Origin of the sequence: Embleya sp. NPDC056575 (genome assembly GCF_042793325.1) — a bacterium.
Lineage (GTDB): Bacteria > Actinomycetota > Actinomycetes > Streptomycetales > Streptomycetaceae > Embleya.
The window spans coordinates 17,828-33,659 of sequence record NZ_JBHTVA010000080.1 but is presented as its reverse complement, the minus strand read 5'-3'; the positions used below and the strand labels follow the sequence as shown (position 1 = coordinate 33,659).

The 15,832-nt window shown below is 72.5% G+C and carries 16 protein-coding genes; 9 read left to right on the top strand and 7 right to left on the bottom strand.

Annotated elements, in window-relative coordinates; genetic code table 11:
• Positions 1 to 36: 36 nt before the first annotated feature.
• A complete protein-coding gene (locus ACFRCG_RS40715; protein WP_380041071.1) occupies positions 37 to 1,629 on the bottom strand; it encodes an amidase family protein in 1,593 nt (530 codons plus the stop codon).
• Between the two features lie 261 nt (positions 1,630 to 1,890).
• Here ACFRCG_RS40715 and ACFRCG_RS40710 point away from each other — a divergent pair, with 261 nt between their 5' ends.
• A complete protein-coding gene (locus ACFRCG_RS40710) occupies positions 1,891 to 2,685 on the top strand; it encodes an oxidoreductase (protein ID WP_380041100.1) in 795 nt (264 codons plus the stop codon).
• 36 nt (positions 2,686 to 2,721) lie between these two features.
• Here ACFRCG_RS40710 and ACFRCG_RS40705 read toward each other — a convergent pair whose 3' ends face one another.
• The gene (locus tag ACFRCG_RS40705; protein WP_380041069.1) at positions 2,722 to 3,306 is read right to left on the bottom strand and encodes a GNAT family N-acetyltransferase; all 585 of its coding nucleotides are present in this window, start codon (positions 3,304 to 3,306) and stop codon (positions 2,722 to 2,724) included.
• 213 nt (positions 3,307 to 3,519) lie between these two features.
• On the opposite strand from ACFRCG_RS40705, the gene ACFRCG_RS40700 reads away from it, so the two are divergent.
• Entirely contained in the window at positions 3,520 to 4,341 is an 822-nt protein-coding gene (locus tag ACFRCG_RS40700) for an alpha/beta fold hydrolase (RefSeq protein ID WP_380041067.1), read from the top strand.
• 20 nt (positions 4,342 to 4,361) lie between these two features.
• Here the strand turns inward: ACFRCG_RS40700 and ACFRCG_RS40695 are convergent, their stop codons facing one another.
• Complete coding sequence (locus ACFRCG_RS40695) at positions 4,362 to 4,769, bottom strand: MerR family transcriptional regulator (protein ID WP_380041065.1); 408 nt, start codon at positions 4,767 to 4,769, stop codon at positions 4,362 to 4,364.
• 100 nt (positions 4,770 to 4,869) lie between these two features.
• Between ACFRCG_RS40695 and ACFRCG_RS40690 the strand changes: the two genes are divergently transcribed.
• A complete protein-coding gene (locus ACFRCG_RS40690; RefSeq protein WP_380041063.1) occupies positions 4,870 to 5,610 on the top strand; it encodes an SDR family oxidoreductase in 741 nt (246 codons plus the stop codon).
• 218 nt (positions 5,611 to 5,828) lie between these two features.
• On the opposite strand, the gene ACFRCG_RS40685 is transcribed toward ACFRCG_RS40690, so the two are convergent.
• Positions 5,829 to 6,992: a cytochrome P450 gene (locus ACFRCG_RS40685; RefSeq protein ID WP_380041061.1), complete on the bottom strand. Its 1,164-nt coding sequence runs from the start codon at positions 6,990 to 6,992 to the stop codon at positions 5,829 to 5,831.
• A gap of 82 nt (positions 6,993 to 7,074) precedes the next feature.
• Positions 7,075 to 7,305, bottom strand: coding sequence for a hypothetical protein (locus ACFRCG_RS40680; RefSeq protein ID WP_380041059.1), 231 nt, complete (start codon positions 7,303 to 7,305; stop codon positions 7,075 to 7,077).
• A gap of 10 nt (positions 7,306 to 7,315) precedes the next feature.
• On the opposite strand from ACFRCG_RS40680, the gene ACFRCG_RS40675 reads away from it, so the two are divergent.
• Entirely contained in the window at positions 7,316 to 7,732 is a 417-nt protein-coding gene (locus ACFRCG_RS40675; RefSeq protein ID WP_380041057.1) for a nuclear transport factor 2 family protein, read from the top strand.
• A 154-nt stretch (positions 7,733 to 7,886) separates the two neighbouring features.
• Here ACFRCG_RS40675 and ACFRCG_RS40670 read toward each other — a convergent pair whose 3' ends face one another.
• Complete coding sequence (locus tag ACFRCG_RS40670; protein WP_380041055.1) at positions 7,887 to 8,285, bottom strand: VOC family protein; 399 nt, start codon at positions 8,283 to 8,285, stop codon at positions 7,887 to 7,889.
• 134 nt (positions 8,286 to 8,419) lie between these two features.
• Between ACFRCG_RS40670 and ACFRCG_RS40665 the strand changes: the two genes are divergently transcribed.
• From ACFRCG_RS40665 to ACFRCG_RS40645, 5 genes are all read left to right on the top strand, one after another.
• A complete protein-coding gene (locus ACFRCG_RS40665; protein ID WP_380041053.1) occupies positions 8,420 to 9,421 on the top strand; it encodes a helix-turn-helix transcriptional regulator in 1,002 nt (333 codons plus the stop codon).
• 179 nt (positions 9,422 to 9,600) lie between these two features.
• On the top strand, positions 9,601 to 10,545 hold the full coding sequence (locus ACFRCG_RS40660) for an endonuclease/exonuclease/phosphatase family protein (RefSeq protein ID WP_380041098.1): 945 nt from the start codon (positions 9,601 to 9,603) through the stop codon (positions 10,543 to 10,545).
• 108 nt (positions 10,546 to 10,653) lie between these two features.
• Positions 10,654 to 11,514: a DUF1206 domain-containing protein gene (locus ACFRCG_RS40655; RefSeq protein ID WP_380041051.1), complete on the top strand. Its 861-nt coding sequence runs from the start codon at positions 10,654 to 10,656 to the stop codon at positions 11,512 to 11,514.
• Between the two features lie 150 nt (positions 11,515 to 11,664).
• Positions 11,665 to 13,989, top strand: a complete 2,325-nt coding sequence (gene pucD / locus ACFRCG_RS40650) for a xanthine dehydrogenase subunit D (protein WP_380041049.1) — start codon at positions 11,665 to 11,667, stop codon at positions 13,987 to 13,989.
• A 40-nt stretch (positions 13,990 to 14,029) separates the two neighbouring features.
• Positions 14,030 to 14,575, top strand: coding sequence for a nucleoside deaminase (locus tag ACFRCG_RS40645; protein WP_380041047.1), 546 nt, complete (start codon positions 14,030 to 14,032; stop codon positions 14,573 to 14,575).
• Positions 14,576 to 14,781: 206 nt separating this feature from the next.
• Here ACFRCG_RS40645 and ACFRCG_RS40640 read toward each other — a convergent pair whose 3' ends face one another.
• The gene (locus tag ACFRCG_RS40640) at positions 14,782 to 15,771 is read right to left on the bottom strand and encodes a ricin-type beta-trefoil lectin domain protein (RefSeq protein ID WP_380041045.1); all 990 of its coding nucleotides are present in this window, start codon (positions 15,769 to 15,771) and stop codon (positions 14,782 to 14,784) included.
• Positions 15,772 to 15,832: the final 61 nt, after the last annotated feature.

The following is a 15,832-nucleotide window of genomic DNA, read 5'->3' as shown; positions in this document are numbered from 1 at the left end:
CGGGAACGGAGGTTCGGGCGGGCCCGTCGGACGGGGTCAGGAGCCGATGGTCGGCAGGTAGCGCGGGGCGCGCCAGGCGTGGAGGTGGTGTTCGATCGAGGCTCCCAGGGACAGGAGTTCGCCGTCGCGCAGGTTGCCGGTCATCAGGAGCAGGCCGATCGGGAGTTCGCCGACGGAGCCGGCCGGTACCGACATCGACGGGTATCCGGACACGGCGGCGGGAGTCGAGGACGGGATCACGTCGTTGTCGCCGCGCGCACAATCGGTGGTCCAGGCGGGCGGGTTGGTCGGCGAGGCGATGGCGTCGAGCCGTTCGGCGGCCAGCGTCTCGTCGATCGAGCGGCGGGCCAGGTCCGTCAACTCGGCGCGCGTCGCCCGGTATCGGGGGTCGGTGGTGGGCGGCGCGACCAGGGCCTGTTCGAACAGCTCCTGGCCGGCGAAGCAGGTCTGCTCGGCCGGGTGGGTGCGGTTGAACTCGATCAGCTCGGCGAGGTCGCGCGGGCCCTCGCGGGTGGCCAGGTAGGCGTCGATGTCGCGGTGGAACTCGCTGAGCAGAGCCGGGAATTCCAGTTCGGCGATGCGCTCCTGGTAGGGGAGTTTCACCTCGACCACCTCGGCGCCCGCCGCGCGCAGGCGCGCCGTGGTGCGGGTCATCAGGGCGTCCACGTCCGGGCCGAGCGTGGGCAGGCGCCACAGCCCGACGCGCTTGCCGCGCAGCCCGTCGGGGCGGGTGGAGGCGGCGGCGAGGTCGAGCGGGTCGGCCGGGCGCGGCGCCCGGCCCTCGGCGAGCACCGCCAGGGTCAGCGCGGCGTCGGTGACGTTGCGGGCCATGGGCCCGGCGGTGTCCTGCTCGGCGGAGATCGGCACCACGCCGGACTGGCTGACCACGCCCAGGCTGGGTTTGACGCCGACCACGCCGTTCGCCCCGGAGGGGCACACGATCGAGCCGTCGGTCTCGGTGCCGATCGCCACCTGCGACAACGACGCGGCGAGTGCGGCGCCGGAACCGGCCGAGGAGCCGCAGGGGTTGCGGTCCAGGACGAACGGGTTGCGGGTCTGGCCGCCCACCGCCGACCAGCCGGAAGTGGGCCTGGCGCCACGGAAGTTGGCCCATTCGGACAGGTTGGTCTTGCCCAGGATCACCGCCCCCGCCGCGCGCAGCCGGCTCACCAGTACCGCGTCGGTGCCCGGTGGGCTGCCGGCCAGTGCCGTCGAGCCGGCGGTGGTCGGCAGGTCGCGGGTGTTCACGTTGTCCTTGAGCAGGACGGGGATACCGTCGAGCGGGCCCCGGCTCTGCCCGCGCCGATGCCGGGCGTCACTGGCGGCGGCCTGGCGCAGCGCGGTCGGGTCGGTGCGCAACACCGCCTTGATCGTGGGGTCGACGGTCTTGATCCGCCACAGGTAGGCGCCGGTGAGCGCGGTCGAGGTCAACGATCCGCGCGCCATGCGGGTTTGTAACTCCGGGATGGTCACGGTGTCGAGATCCACGCCCAACCTCGGCGGCGCGCCCGCGGCCGACGGTGTGTCGTCCAAGCCGGCGGCGGCGTCCGCGTGGGCACCCGGCGCGCCGGCGAACAGGCAGCCGGCCACCAGGGCGGTGACCAGTGGGGTGACTCGTCTCTTCGTCATGGGAAAGACCATGGGAGCCATCGCACTACACGGCCGATGTCCGACACAAGCACCGTCGGTGTCGCCGGGATGAGGTCGGCGGGGGGATTTGGTGGTGCTTCGAGAGGGTTGGTTCCCAGGACGGGGGGACGAATGGGGCCGATGGGAGCCCCGCGGCAAACATCGGCAAGTGGTTGCGGGGCCGTTAGGGTGTCGCCCGTGATCACAGAGCGATGGACATGGGGCGGCGATACGAGCGTCGCCAGGATCGGCTACGGGACGATGCGGTTGACCGGGTGGCCGCAGGGCGAACCACCCGCCAGGGAAACGGCGTTGGCCATTTTGCGGCGGGCTGTCGAGCTGGGTGTGAACCACATCGACACGTCCGACTACTATGCGCGCGACGGGATCGCGGCCAACGACCTGATCCGGGAGGCGCTGCACCCCTACACCGACGACCTGGTGATCGTGACCAAGGTGGGCGCGCTGGTCGAAGGCGCGGACGTGGCGCGGCCGGCCGCGGACAAGACCGGACTCACGCCGGACAACCTGCGCCGCGGCGTCGAGGCGAACCTGCGCTCGCTCGGCCTGGACCGCCTGGACGTGGTGAACCTGCGGATGGGCGACCTCGACCGGAGCCTGACCCCCCTGGCCGGGCCCCTGGAAACCCTGCTCGCGCTGCGCGAGGAGGGCCTGATCCGGCACCTGGGCGTCTCCAACGTCACCGCCGCCGAGTTCGCCCAGGCCCGGACGATCGCGCCGATCGTGTGCGTGCAGAACCTGTACAACCTGTCCCGGCGTGAGGACGACGCACTGGTCGACGCCTGCGCGGCGGCCGGCATCGCCTACGTCCCGTACTTCCCCGTCGGCGGCTTCCAACCACTGGCGGCCGCCCGCCTGGACGCGGTGGCCGCGCGCCACGGGGCGAGCGTGTCGCAGGTGGCGCTCGCATGGCTGTTGGCCCGCTCGCCCAACATCCTGCTCATCCCCGGGACCGGCTCGCTCGCCCACCTGGAGGAGAACATCGCCGCCGGCGCGCTGCGGCTGACCGGACAGGACCTGGCCGAACTGGGCTGAGCCGGCCCCGGGCCGAGGACGGTGCGGCGGCGCCGCCTACGGGTCGGATCGGGTCAGCGCGTACAGCACGACGTCGACCCGACCGCCGTGCAGGCGACCGGCGTTGCGCAGGATGCCCTCCCGGTGCAGGCCCGCCCGGACTGCGGTCTTGCGCGCGGGGATGTTCCCGACGGCGGCCCGCAGTTCGAGGCGTTCGAAACCCTGCTCGAACAGCAGCCAGTGCCCCAGCGCGCGGGTGGCCCGGGCGGCGATCCCGCGCCCGCGAGCCCACGGGGCGACCCAGTGACGCACCTCGTTGACCAGTTCGTCCCAGTCGGTGCGGCGCAGCCCGATCGCGCCGAGCAGTCGGCCGTCGGCCGGGTCCGCGATCACGAAGTGGATGCCGTCGCCCGACTCGCGCCGGGTGTGCGCCGTCTTCGTACACCAGTCGACGGCCGCCTGCGGCGAGTACGGGCGCGGCAGCGGTATCCAGCGTTGGATCACCTCGTCCGCACAGGCGGTTCGGGTGTCCTCGACATCGCCGGCGGTGAACGGTCGCAGGGTGATCGGGCCCGCGGGCAGGACCCGTTCGGGAAAGACGTCGCTCACGGACAGGATTCGCCCCCTCGTCTCGAGTCGCATGATTGTGCCGTCCCGACCGGGCACGGCGTAAGGGTCCCGCGCGGAATTCACCCGCTGCGCCCAATTTCCCGCATCCCACGCCGGAGTGGTGCGGATGACAGTGTTGCCCCGTGCGGGTGATGCCGGCGTCCGGGAAGACCGCACGCGCGTTCGCGGTTTACCGACACGCCGAACGGCGGATGCTTTCCATGGCCCGAGCAAGGAGAAGGCGGCATGCCCCACGTACGGTTGAACGGCGCGGATCTGTACTACGAGGTCACGGGCGAGGGCGATCCACTCGTCCTGGTCCACGGCTCCTGGACCGACCACACGGGCTGGGGGTCGCTCCTCCCCGCGCTCGCCGCCTCCCACCGCGTGCTCGTGTACGACCGCCGGGGCCACAGCCGCAGTACCGGCGGGACCGGACCGGGCAGCCGTACCCGGGACGAGGACGACCTCGCCGTGCTGCTCGAACGGCTCGACCTGGCACCGGCGCACGTCGTCGGCAACTCCTTCGGCGCCTCCACGGCCCTCGGACTGGCCGCGCGCCGCCCCGAGTTGTTCCGCAGCCTGATCGCGCACGAGCCGCCGCTGTTCGCGACCGTGGCGAACGACCCGCGACTGGGGCCGCTGATGCGCGTGGCCCAGGACCGGATCGACGCGGTGGTCGAGCGGCTGAGGGCGGGCGACGACCGGGGCGGGGCGCACCTGTTCGTCGAGGAGGTCGCGCTCGGGCCGGGGATGTGGGAGCGACTGCCCGACCCGGCACGCGAGACGTTCGTCCGCAACGTGGGCACGTTCCTCGACGAGCTGAACGATCCGCACTGGGACGACATCGACGCCGCCGGTCTGTCCGCGCTCACCGTCCCCGTGCTGCTGAGCTACGGCACGACCAGCCCGCCGTGGTACGCGAAGATCGTCGGCGGCCTCGCCGACCCGATCTCACACGCGCGGATCCGCACACTCGACGGCGCCGGACACGTCCCCCACACGACCCACCCGGAGCTGTACGCCGCCACCGTGACCGGTTTTCTGGCCGACCCGACGGCGGGGTGACCCGGCCGGCTCCGGCCGGCTCAGCCCCGGCGACCGAGGCCGAGATCGCGGCCGGCCCGATCGGCGGGCACACCCTCCGAGGCCGTGTCGATCACCTCGTCGAGGACGTCGCGCGAGCGCAGCAGGTCGGTGATCATCGTGTCGATCCGCTCGCGCTCCGCGGTGAGGTTGACCAGCAGCACCGGCGTGGCGCGCTCGTTCGCACGACCGTCGGTGTCCCGGATGCAGGGCAGCAGTTCGGCGATCTTCCTGCTGTGCAGGCCGGCGGCGTACAGGGTCTGGATGCGGATCACCCGGTCGACCGCCCACTCGCCGTAGTCGCGTTGGCCGCCGGGGGTGCGTTCGGCGCGCAGCAGGCCCTGGGCCTCGTAGTAGCGCAGGGAGCGCTCGCTCACCCCGCTGCGCCGGGCCAGTTCGCCGATCCGCATGAACGCACCTCGCCGTGAACGACCGCTTGAACCTGACACCGGTGTCAACTCCTACTCTGCCAGCACGACGAACACGGCGTCCACGCGGGAGGAGACGACGATGGGTGACCTGACCGGCAGGGTGGCACTGGTGACCGGCGGCAGCCGAGGTATCGGCGCGGCGATCGCGAAGCGGTTGGCGGGCGAGGGGGCGGCGGTCGCGGTGACCTACGTCGAGGCGGCCGACCGGGCGCGCGCGGTGGTCGAGGAGATCGAGGCGGCCGGCGGGCGGGCCGTGGCCGTACGGGCCGACCTGACCGAGCCCGACGCCGCGGCCGAGGCGGTCGAGTACACGGTCGCGGAACTGGGCCGCGTCGACATCCTGGTGAACAACGCGGGCTTCCTCACCTACGGTCCGCTCACCGAGGTCTCCGACACGGAACTGGACCGGGTGCTCGCGGTGGACATCCGGTCCGTGTTCACCGCGGCGCGGGCCGCGGCCCGGCACATGGGCGAGGGCGGGCGGATCATCGGCATCGGGTCGTGCTTCAACGGGCGGGTCCCCGGGGCGAACTTCGTGCTCCAGGCGACGGCGAAGTCGGCGCTGATCGGGCTGACCCGGGGCCTGGCCCGGGAGTTGGGTCCGCGCGGGATCACGGCCACCCTCGTGGACCCGGGCCCGATCGACACCGACATGAACCCCGCCGACGGCGACAGCGCCGACTTCCAGCGATCCCTCACCGCCCTCGGGCGCTACGGCGAGGCCGAGGACATCGCCGCCGCGGTGGCCTATCTGGCGGGCCCGGGCGGCCGGTACATCACCGGCACCGCCCTCGCGGTGGACGGCGGATACACCACCTGAGGCCGCGTCGTTCCCGTCCGCGAGATCACGGGGGCGGACGGGGACGCCTCGCCCGGCCGGGGCCCGACCGGCCCGGCCGGACGAACGGCCCGCACGACGTGGCTACTTCCGCCGTGCGGGCCGTTCGGGTCGCGCGGGTCAGCGCCACGGGTCCTTCGGGTTCCAGATCAGCGGCGGCGTGTTGGTGAGAATGCGCCGGATGACGGCCATCATGGTGGTCACCTCCTTTTCGAAGCGGGCGATCGGGTCGGGGACTTGGTGGTGCGGCTCAGGGTGAACGGGCGCGGCGCGGCGGCGTTGGTCACGATCGGTCGCGCCGCACCGCCGAGGACGCTCAGGCGGGCGTCGTCGGTCAGCGCCGCCACCGCGTCGGTGGTCATGGTCTGGGCGATGACGGCGCCGCCGCACACGAACGGGCCCGTGCCGAACGGCAGATACGGGCCGCACGCCTGCGGTTGGGCCCAGCGTTCGGGCCGGAAGAGATCGGGCCGACTCCAGCGCCGTTCGTCGTGATGCAGGAGGTAGGGGCAGACCGACAGGATCGCGCCGGACGGCAGCGCCACACCACCGAACTCGACCGCACGCGGCGTCGGGCGGCCCACCATCCAGACGAACGGACGATGCCGCGCGGCCTCGCGCACGATCCACTCGGCGGGCCACGGCCACGGCTCGCCCGGCACGCCGTGCAGACCGGCCAGCAGCACGCTCCAGGCGACGGCGTAGCCGACGTTGCCCACGATCGACCGGTACAGCAGCAGGTACAGCTCGGCCAGGACCGGGTCCCGCGTCTCCTCGGGACAACCGCCGATGACGGCGTCGAGCAGATCGCGCGGCCCGCCCGGATCGACGCCGCGTGCCCGGCGTCGCGCGATGTCCCGGGTCAGCGCCGCGAACAGCCTCGGGCGCAGCAGCTCGGTGCGCACACGGCCGCGGATCGTGGGTGAGCGGATCAGCAGACCGGCGCCGACGGATCGCGCCAGCAGGAGCCGCGGTTCGGGTGGCGAGGCCGGATGCAGCAGCAGGTCCGCAAGACATCGATACACCAGCGCGGGGCCGGCTTCGGGCCACCCTGTGGCCGTGGGGAGTTCGGCCACTGCCGCGGCCAAGTTCTCGCGATACTCGGGTAATCGCGGTCGGATGGTGTTGCGTATCGTGTGACCGAGCGCGATCTGGGCCGATCGCGAGGGCAGCAGGTCGCCATAGAAGGTGGACAACCCTCCGTTGAATTCCGGATCGCGCAGCACCACCAGGGCCAGGTCCGAGTCGCCCACGCACCAACCGCCCCAGGGCAGTGCGAAGACATCCGTGGCACGAGCACGGGACAGGCCGTCGAGAAACCCCAACGGGTCCCGGTGGAACCGACGCAGATCTGCGCTACCCATCGAGCGGTCTCCCCCTCCGGCAGGCGGCTGTCGGCTACGGCGGACGCACACGCCCGCCCGCCCCGTGACAGGACCGGCGACCTCACGTCAGTATCAGGTGCCCCCGGCCGCCGAACAAGGCGGCAATCCAGCCGAATCGCCTCCCCGCGACAGCGGCACCGCAGGGGTGATCGGTCGCGAGAATCGGGGTCTCGGGGGGCCGCGTCGTGATGAGGTGGTCGGTATCCGCGTCCGCGTTCGTATCGCCGTCCGGGGCCGGGGCCGGGGCCGGGGCCGGGTCCACGTCCACGTCGATGTTGATGTTCGTGTCCAAGGAGGTTGTGGTGTCCGCAACGCCGCAGGAGATCTTCGGTAGGTACATCCACTCGGGAACGGTGACCCGCGATGCCGACGCCCTCGCCGAATGCTTCACCGAGGACGGCGTCTTCGAGGCCCCGCTCGTCCCCGCCGACGCCGGCTTCCCCCGGCGACTGGAGGGTAGGGCGCGGATCCGCAGCGCGATGGCGGCCCACTACGAGCGGCAGGCGAAGACCGACCGCCCCGCGCCGAACTTCGAGAAGTCCGGCTACGTCCTGCACATCACCTCCGACCCCGACGTCTTCATCGCCGAGATCGACTCGGTCTTCGACGGCGAGGACGGCGAGGCGGACACGGCGGTGTGCCTGGTGCAGATCTTCCGCGTCCGGGACGGCAGGATCGCCCGGCTGCGCGACTACTTCGCCCCGGCCCTGGTCGAGTGAGCCCCGCCGCCCCGATCGTCGACAGGCCGTCGGCGCAGAGCAGGTATCGATCGTGACCCGGCGTACGTGGCGTCGTGGTTGGTGGGGCGGACCGGGCCTCCGGTTGTTCCGGCGCGTACGGGCGGTATCCCGTCACGAGGGTCGACGTGCGATGTCAGCGGGCGAATTTCGTGATGGCGGCCGGGGTCACGGGGGTGAAGAAGTTGACGAGGTTGCCGTCGGGGTCGCGGAACAGGAGCGCGCGGTTGCCCCACGGCATCGTGGTCGGCTCGTTGACGAAGTCGGTCACGACGCCGGCCAGGTTCCGGTGGACGGCGTCCACGTCGTCGACGAGGAATTCGACGATGACGCTGCGGTTGTCGGCCGCGCGGGCGGAGCCGGGGGCGAACAGGGGGACGGTGCGGGTGCCGCCGATCGCGAGGGTGGTCGAGCCGATGGCGAGTTCGGCGAAGTCCTCGGTGAAGCGGGTGGCCGGCACGCCGGTGACCCGCTCGTAGAAGTCGACGAGGCGGTCGACGTCGTCGGTGATGATGCGGATCGAGACGAGGTTCACGGGTTTCTCCTTCTGAGGGGCCGATGCCGCTTGAGGGGTCGATGCCGCCGCCGGGTGTCGGTCGGTGCCTTCGGTGACACGCTAGAGGCGATACCGGACGGAATCCGCCCGGTATTCGCGAGAGACTTGCGATCATGGCCCGACCCACCACGCGCGTGCTCGCCCTCCTCGAACTGCTCCAGGCCGGCGGCACCCGCACCGTCGCCGAACTCGCCGATCGCCTGGAGGTCGACGAGCGCACCGTGCGGCGGTACGTCCGACATCTCGTCGACCTGGACATCCCCGTCGAGTCGGTGCGCGGGCGATATGGCGGCTATCGGTTGTCGGCCGGCTACCGCATGCCGCCGCTGATGCTGACCGACGACGAGGCGCTGGCCGTGCTGCTCGGCCTGATCGCGGGTCGGCGGGCGGGCCTGACCACGGCCGCGGGGACGGCGGGAGACACGGCGGCGGCCAAGATCCGGCGGGTGTTGCCGCGAGCGCTCGCCGGGCGACTCGACGCCGTGCTCGACTCGCTCGCCTTCACCGCCGCGCCGGGCGAGCCGACCGCTCCGGAGACGGCGGTGCTGCTCACGGTCGCCGACGCGGTTCACCATCACCGGCCGATCCGGCTCCGGTACACCGCCGCCGACGGCCGGCGCGGCGAGCGCACGCTGCACCCGTACGGGCTGGTGGCCCACTCGGGCCGGTGGTACGTGACCGGCCTGGACGTCGGAGCCGGCGAGGACCGTACGCTCCGCCTGGATCGCATCGTCGACGCCCGGGTCCTGCCCGGCACGTTCGAGCCGCCCGCCGACGTCGACCCGGCGCAGCGGGTGCTGACCGGGTTCGCCCGCGCCCCCTACCGCCACCAGGTGAGCGTGCTGGTGCGGGAGACGGCCGAGCGGATCCGGGCCCGGCTCCCCGCGGCGCTCGCGATCGTCGCGGAGGCGTCCCCTCCGGGCGGGGCCGATCCGGACGCCGCCCCCTGGTGCCGGGTGGAGCTTCGTGCGGAACGACTCGACTGGGTGCCGGCCCTGCTGGCATCCCTGGATCGGCCGTTCGTGGTCGAGCGACCGGACGAACTCCGGGATTCGGTACTGGCGTTCGCCGAACGGCTGCGCGATTGGGCGCGGCGCGGCACGCCGGCGGGGTGATCGGTCGCATTCCCGGCCGGCGGGGAGGCCGACGCCCGGGGCGGTGTCGGCCATGGCGTCCGGGTGAAACGGTGGGGTGTGTCCGGGGATTCGGCGGGACGCGGAGGCGGATCGCGCGGAGACTGGGTGCGGCCGGGCGTACGCGCGGCATGCCGGACAGCAGGAGGTGCCCCATGCGGGTGACGTTGGCGACGTGGAACCTCGAGAACCTGTTCCTGCCGGGGGAACAGGACGGCCCGAAGACGCAAGCCGAGTTCGACGCGAAGCTGGATTCGCTCGCGGCCACGATCGATCGGCTGAACCCGGACCTGCTCGGAGTACAGGAGGTCGGCAACCCGGACGCGCTCGACGACCTGGTCGGCCGCCTGGACGGCACGTGGCACACCGAGCTGTCCGCGCACCCGGACGGCCGGCGGATCCGGGTGGGGTTCCTCAGCCGCCATCCGCTCACGGTGACCGCCGATGTCACCGCCTTCCCCAGCCAGTTCACCCCGCTGCAGACCGCGGACACCGGCGCGCCCCTGAACGCGATGGGCCGCGGCGGGCTGGCGGTCACCCTCGAACCGGTGCCCGGCCGGACCCTGCACGCGGCGGTGTGCCACCTGAAGTCGAAGCTGCTGACCTATCCGGGAAATCGGCACAACCCGAAGAACGAGGGTGAACGTGCCCGCTACGCCGCGTACGCGCTGTGGCGGCGTGGCGCCGAGGCGACCACGATGCGTGCCCTGGCGGACGAACTGCTCGGCGGCGACGGCCGCACCCGCGACGTGATCGTGATGGGCGACCTCAACGACACCCCGCTCGCCGCGACCACACAGATCATGTACGGCCCGCCCGGATCGCAGATCGGCACCGGCGGATTCGACCACCCGGACAAGGGCGACGCGGCGCGGTTGTGGAACCTCGGCCTGAAGATCCCCGTGGAGCAGCGGGTCTCCCGTGTCTTCGAGGGCCAGGGCGAACTGATCGACCACCTCCTGGTCAGCCATCAACTGCTGCAACGCCTCGAGGAGGTGTTCACCGGTGCCGACGGCCCGCTGCCGTCGATCAACGCGCAGCCCGTCGAACGCCAGGGCGCGGCCGGCTCCGACCACGCCCCGGTGGCCGCGTATCTGACCTTCTGAACCCCCGGCGGCTCGGCGCCGCGCGATCGACCCGTCGGCGACCGGTCGGCATCGAACGCCGACCTCGGGGCAGGCGCGAGGAGACGGACACGAAAGGGTCTCTTCGCGATGAGGACAACGACGACCGGACTACGAAACACCGCCGTGGGGCGTTCCACGGCGGGCGGTACCGCGGTGGCCGCAGCAGGGCGCGCGGGATTCGTGGCGCGTGGTGTGGTGTACCTCCTGGTCGGCGTCCTGGCCCTGCGGATCGCCGTCGGCGATTCCGGCCGGCAGGCCGATCGGGGCGGGGCGGTGCAGGAGCTGGCCGGGCAGCCGTTCGGCGGCTTCCTGGTGTGGGCACTGGGGATCGGCCTGGCCTGCATGGCGTTGTGGCGGCTGTCCGAGGCGGTGTTCGGCGCGGCGGGGCCCGGTGGGCGCGACGCCTCCACGCGGCTGGCGTCGCTGGCCCGATTCGGGTTCTACGCGTTCGTCGCCGCTTCGGTGATCGCGCTGGCCGCCGGGCGCGAGGACGGCTCCGGCGGCACGGGCGGCTCCGAGGAGGGGGGCTCCGACAAGCAGTCCAAGGGCGCCACCGCCGAGGCGCTGGATCTGCCCGCCGGCCGCTGGCTGGTGGCCGCGGCGGGGCTCGTGGTGGTCGGCGCCGGCGTCTGGATCGCCGTACGGGCGCTGCTGCGCAAGTATCGCGACCACCTCGAACTCGGGCGCATGTCCACCCGCACCGAGCGGGTGGTCGACACGCTCGGCGTCGCCGGCGGGGTCAGCCGCGGCGCCGTGTTCACCGCGGCCGGGGTGTTCGTCCTGGTCGCGGCGGCCAAGTACGACCCGGACCGGGCCAAGGGCCTCGACGACACGCTGCGCACCTTCGCCGACACGGCGGCGGGTCCGCCGCTGCTCGGGGTGGTCGCGGTCGGGCTGATGTTGTTCGGGGCGTTCTCGTTCGCCATGGCACGGTGGCGAAAGGTGTGACATGCGGCGACGACATGGACGCGCTCTTGTAGGAGTCTACGGAGATCCGGTCCCGGCCCCCGGGCGATTTCGGGTCTTCGACCGCTGACCGGGCCCGCCACAGGTGCTGTGTACTCCTCACACAGGTATCCGGACAGTGGAGGCTCCCCGATGGTCGTGCCGACCTCGCCCGCGCGCAGCCCGCAGGACCTCGACGAGATGATCACCGGCGGGATCGGCGACAGCCCGCCGCGGCCGGACGGCACGCTCAAGGTGCGCGGGGAGTTCGCCTACTCCTCCGATCTGTGGGCGGAGGACATGCTGTGGGGCGCCACGCTGCGCAGCCCGCACCCCTATGCGCGGATCGTCTCGATCGACATCGGCCCGGCCCTCGCGCATCCGGGCGTGTACGCGGTGCTGACCCACGAGGACGTGCCCGGCGAGAACGTCTACGGCCTCAAGGTCGCCGACACGCCGGCGCTCGCCGAGGACGTCGTGCGCCACCAGGGCGAGCCGATCGCGCTGGTGGCGGCCGACCACCCGGAGACGGCGCGGCGCGCGCTGGAGAAGATCGTGGTCGACTACGAGGTGCTCGAACCGGTCACCGATCCCGAACGGGCCGCGCACGACGACACGTTGCCCAGCCTGCACCCCGGCGGCAACGTGGTGCGACACCAGCCGATCACCCGGGGCGACCCGAACGCCCGGGCCGACGTCGTGGTGTCGGACGTGTACACCGTGGGCATGCAGGATCAAGCCTTCCTCGGGCCCGAATCCGGCCTGGCCGTCCCGGACGGGGACGGCGGCGTCGACCTGTTCCTGGCCACGCAGTGGCTGCACGTGGACCAGCGGCAGACCGCGCGGGCGCTCGGACTCCCGTTGGAGAAGGTGCGGTTCACCATGTCCGGGGTCGGCGGCGCCTTCGGGGGCCGCGAGGACCTGTCCATGCAGATCCACTGCTGCATGTTGGCGCTGCGCACCGGCCGCCCGGTGAAGATGGTCTACAACCGCGAGGAGTCCTTCTTCGGCCACGTGCACCGGCACCCGGCGAAGATGTACTACGAGCACGGCGCGACCAGGGACGGCAGGCTCGTCTACGTCAAGGCGCGGATGTACTTCGACGGCGGCGCGTACGCCTCCAAGACCCCGGTCGTGGTGAGCAACGCCACCTCGCTCGGCGTCGGGCCGTACGAGGTGCCCAACGTCGTGATCGAGGGGTGGGGGCTGTACACCAACAACCCGCCGTGCGGCGCGATGCGCGGCCTCGGCGCGGTACAGCCCGCCTTCGCCTACGAGTCGCAGATGGACAAGCTCGCGAAGGCGTTGGGCATGGACCCGGTGCGGCTGCGCCGGATCAACGCGATCGCCGAGGGCTCGACCATGCCCACCGGGCAGGTACTGGACTACCCGGCCCCGGTCGCCGAGTTGTTGGAACGCCTGGAACGGCTGCCCCTGCCGCCGGAGCACCGCGACGGTCCGGTGGACGTACGGGAGTTGCCGGGCGGCGGATCCAACACCACGCACGGCGAGGGCGTCGTGCGCGGCGTCGGCTACAGCGTGATCGTCAAGAACATCTCCTACGCGGAGGGGGCCGACGACTACTCCACGGCGCGGGTACGGCTGGAGGTCGTCGGCGGCGCCCCGATCGCGATGGTGCACACCGCGGCGGCCGAGGTCGGCCAGGGCCTGGTCACCGTGCAGCAGCAGATCGCGCGCAGCGAACTCGGCGTGGAGCGGGTGAACATCCACCCCAACGACACCGACGTCGGCGACGCGGGGTCGAGTTCGGCGTCCCGCCAGACCTACATCACCGGCGGTGCGGTCCGTGACGCGTGTCGGGCGGTGCGCGAGGTGCTTCTCGCGCGTGTCGCCCGGCGGTTCGGCGAGGACCCCGCCGAGCTGTCGCTGAGCGGCGGCAAGGTCGTCTCCGCGACCACCGGCGTGCTCGCCGATCTGGTCGACGTGCTCGGCGACGACACGATCGAGCAGACCCGGGAGTTCCACCACCGGCCGACGTGGGCGATGGACCCGGTGAGCGGGCAGAGCCCTCGGGTGCACGTGCAACACGCCTTCTCCGCACACCGGGCGGTGGTGGACGTGGACACCGAGCTGGGCCTGGTCAAGGTCGTGCGCCTGGACTGCGCGCAGGACGTGGGCAGGGCGGTCAACCCGGACGCCGTCGTCGGGCAGATCCACGGCGGCTCCGCACAGGGCCTCGGGCTCGCCGTGATGGAGGAGATCCTGGTGCGGGACGGCCGGGTGCGCAACCCGTCGTTCACCGACTACCTGATCCCGACCATCGTGGACATGCCGCCGATGACGGTGGACGTGATCGAGCGGGCCGACCCGAACGCGCCGTACGGGGTGCGCGGTGTCGGTGAGCCGCCGACGATTTCCGCCACCCCGGCGATCGTCAACGCGATCCGCGACGCGACGGGGCTGAACCTGACGCACACCCCGGTCGGCCCGGAACACATCTGCCGCATCGCGCCGTGACGACCGCGCCGAACAGGCGCGTCCAGGCACACCAAGGCACATGAGCGCACCTCGATTTTCCGCACCCACGAATGGAGTCACCGTGACCGCGTATGCCCCGGAAACGCCCGCCCGAGAGCGCGAACGCGCCTGGATGGACGAGGTGATCAGGCTCGCCACCACCAGCGTGAGCGGCGGGGGCGGTCCGTTCGGCGCGCTCGTCGCCAAGGCCGACAAGGTGATCGCGATCGGGCACAACCGGGTCACCGCGACGCTGGACCCGACCGCGCACGCCGAGGTGAGCGCGATACGGGCCGCCTGCCGGGAGTTGCGCACCTTCTCGCTCGACGGCTGTGTCCTGATCACCTCGTGCGAACCGTGTCCGATGTGCCTGTCCTCCGCGCTGTGGGCGCGCGTGGACCGGATCGTCTACTGCGCCGACCGGCACGACGCCGCGGTGGCCGGATTCGACGACCGCAAGTTCTACGACCTGTTCGAGAAGAAGCCGAGGTCGATGTGGCCGACGCGGGTCGAGCGGTTGGAACTGCCCAACCGCACCGCGCCGTTCGACGCGTGGCTGGCCAAACCCGACCGCGTCGACTACTGACCGGGCGCGCCGCCGGCCGGAAGCGAACGTCGCGTCGGCGAACCGTCAACGCCGAACCGGGTGTCGCGTCACGACGGTCATCAGCCGACCCGCGTCCCCCGGGGGTGCGCCGGCACCCTGCCGCGACATGGGTGCCGGCGCGGATGTCACCGGTGCGGCGGTGGCGTGATCGGGTTACCCGCGGGGCGGTCTCGGCCGGGCGAGGGTCAGCGTGTCCAGGCCTGGTTCCAGGTGCCGTGGCAGGCGTAGAGGCGGATCGCCGCGCCGTCGCCGGAGTTGTTGTTCCAGATGTCGGCGCACATGTTGGCGGTCTTCGTGTAGAGGGTGTTGTTGCGCAGCGCGAACTGCTGGGCGGGATTGCCGCTGCAGTAGGCGAGTTGTACGACGGTGCCGGACGCGGTGCCGCCCCAGGCCGCGTCCATGCACAGGCCCTTGGTGCGGATGGTGCCGTCGGAGCGGATGTCCCACATCTGGTTCACGTCGCCGTTGCACGACCACAGGATCAGGGGCGTGCCGTCGGAACCCGCCGAGCCGCTCAGGCACTTCCCGGAGGCCGGGTTGCGCAGGGGGCTGCCGGGGGCGTTGGGCTTCGCCGGTGGCATCGCCGGCCCCGGGCCGCCGACCATGGGTTTGGGCGCCTCGCTCCGCGGTTCCTGCTTGGCCGGCGTCTGCTTGGGCGCGGGCGGTGCGGCGGGGCGCCGTGTCGTGGGCGGCGGATCGGCGGCGGGCGGGGTCGTCGCCGCGGCGCCGGCCTCGCCGGGTGCGCCCGGTGCGCCCGGCGAGCCGTCGGCTCCCGGCAGACCGTTCGCGCCCGGCAACCCGACCGCGCCGGGGGCTCCCGGTGCCCCGGGCGCGCCGGGCGATCCCGGCAGGCCGTCGGCTCCGTTCGCCCCGGGTGCGCCGCCCTTGCCCGGCGCGCCGGACTTGGCGCCCGCGGCCGAGACCGTGCGGTGGTGGGTCGCGGTGTCGCCGCTCGCGCTGCTCTGGGCCAGCGTCACCGCCAGCGTGCTGACGGTGACGATGCCGGCGGCGGAGGCGAGGGAGATCCATACCCGCCGCCCGGGCAGGAGGCCGCGCGCGGGACGGGGCGGCCGGCGGGCGTACGCGCGCGCGAACGACGGTGCGGTCCCGGCGGCCGAGGACGCAGACGAACCGTCCGGCGGGGCAGGGGTGTTGGGTTCATTGGGTGCGGACACGAACTACTCCTCCATCAGCCACGGCCATCGGCCACAAACCATGCGTCGGCCCCGGGTTCGG

Coding starts and splice junctions, on each gene's coding strand:
- ACFRCG_RS40645 (WP_380041047.1), top strand. CDS start 14,030: ATGAGCGCACCTCGATTTTCCGCACCCACGAATGGAGTCACCGTGACC.
- ACFRCG_RS40705 (WP_380041069.1), bottom strand. CDS start 3,306: ATGCGACTCGAGACGAGGGGGCGAATCCTGTCCGTGAGCGACGTCTTT.
- ACFRCG_RS40655 (WP_380041051.1), top strand. CDS start 10,654: ATGAGGACAACGACGACCGGACTACGAAACACCGCCGTGGGGCGTTCC.
- ACFRCG_RS40695 (WP_380041065.1), bottom strand. CDS start 4,769: ATGCGGATCGGCGAACTGGCCCGGCGCAGCGGGGTGAGCGAGCGCTCC.
- ACFRCG_RS40700 (WP_380041067.1), top strand. CDS start 3,520: ATGCCCCACGTACGGTTGAACGGCGCGGATCTGTACTACGAGGTCACG.
- ACFRCG_RS40690 (WP_380041063.1), top strand. CDS start 4,870: ATGGGTGACCTGACCGGCAGGGTGGCACTGGTGACCGGCGGCAGCCGA.
- ACFRCG_RS40710 (WP_380041100.1), top strand. CDS start 1,891: ATGCGGTTGACCGGGTGGCCGCAGGGCGAACCACCCGCCAGGGAAACG.
- ACFRCG_RS40685 (WP_380041061.1), bottom strand. CDS start 6,992: ATGGGTAGCGCAGATCTGCGTCGGTTCCACCGGGACCCGTTGGGGTTT.
- pucD (WP_380041049.1), top strand. CDS start 11,665: ATGGTCGTGCCGACCTCGCCCGCGCGCAGCCCGCAGGACCTCGACGAG.
- ACFRCG_RS40665 (WP_380041053.1), top strand. CDS start 8,420: ATGGCCCGACCCACCACGCGCGTGCTCGCCCTCCTCGAACTGCTCCAG.
- ACFRCG_RS40715 (WP_380041071.1), bottom strand. CDS start 1,629: ATGACGAAGAGACGAGTCACCCCACTGGTCACCGCCCTGGTGGCCGGC.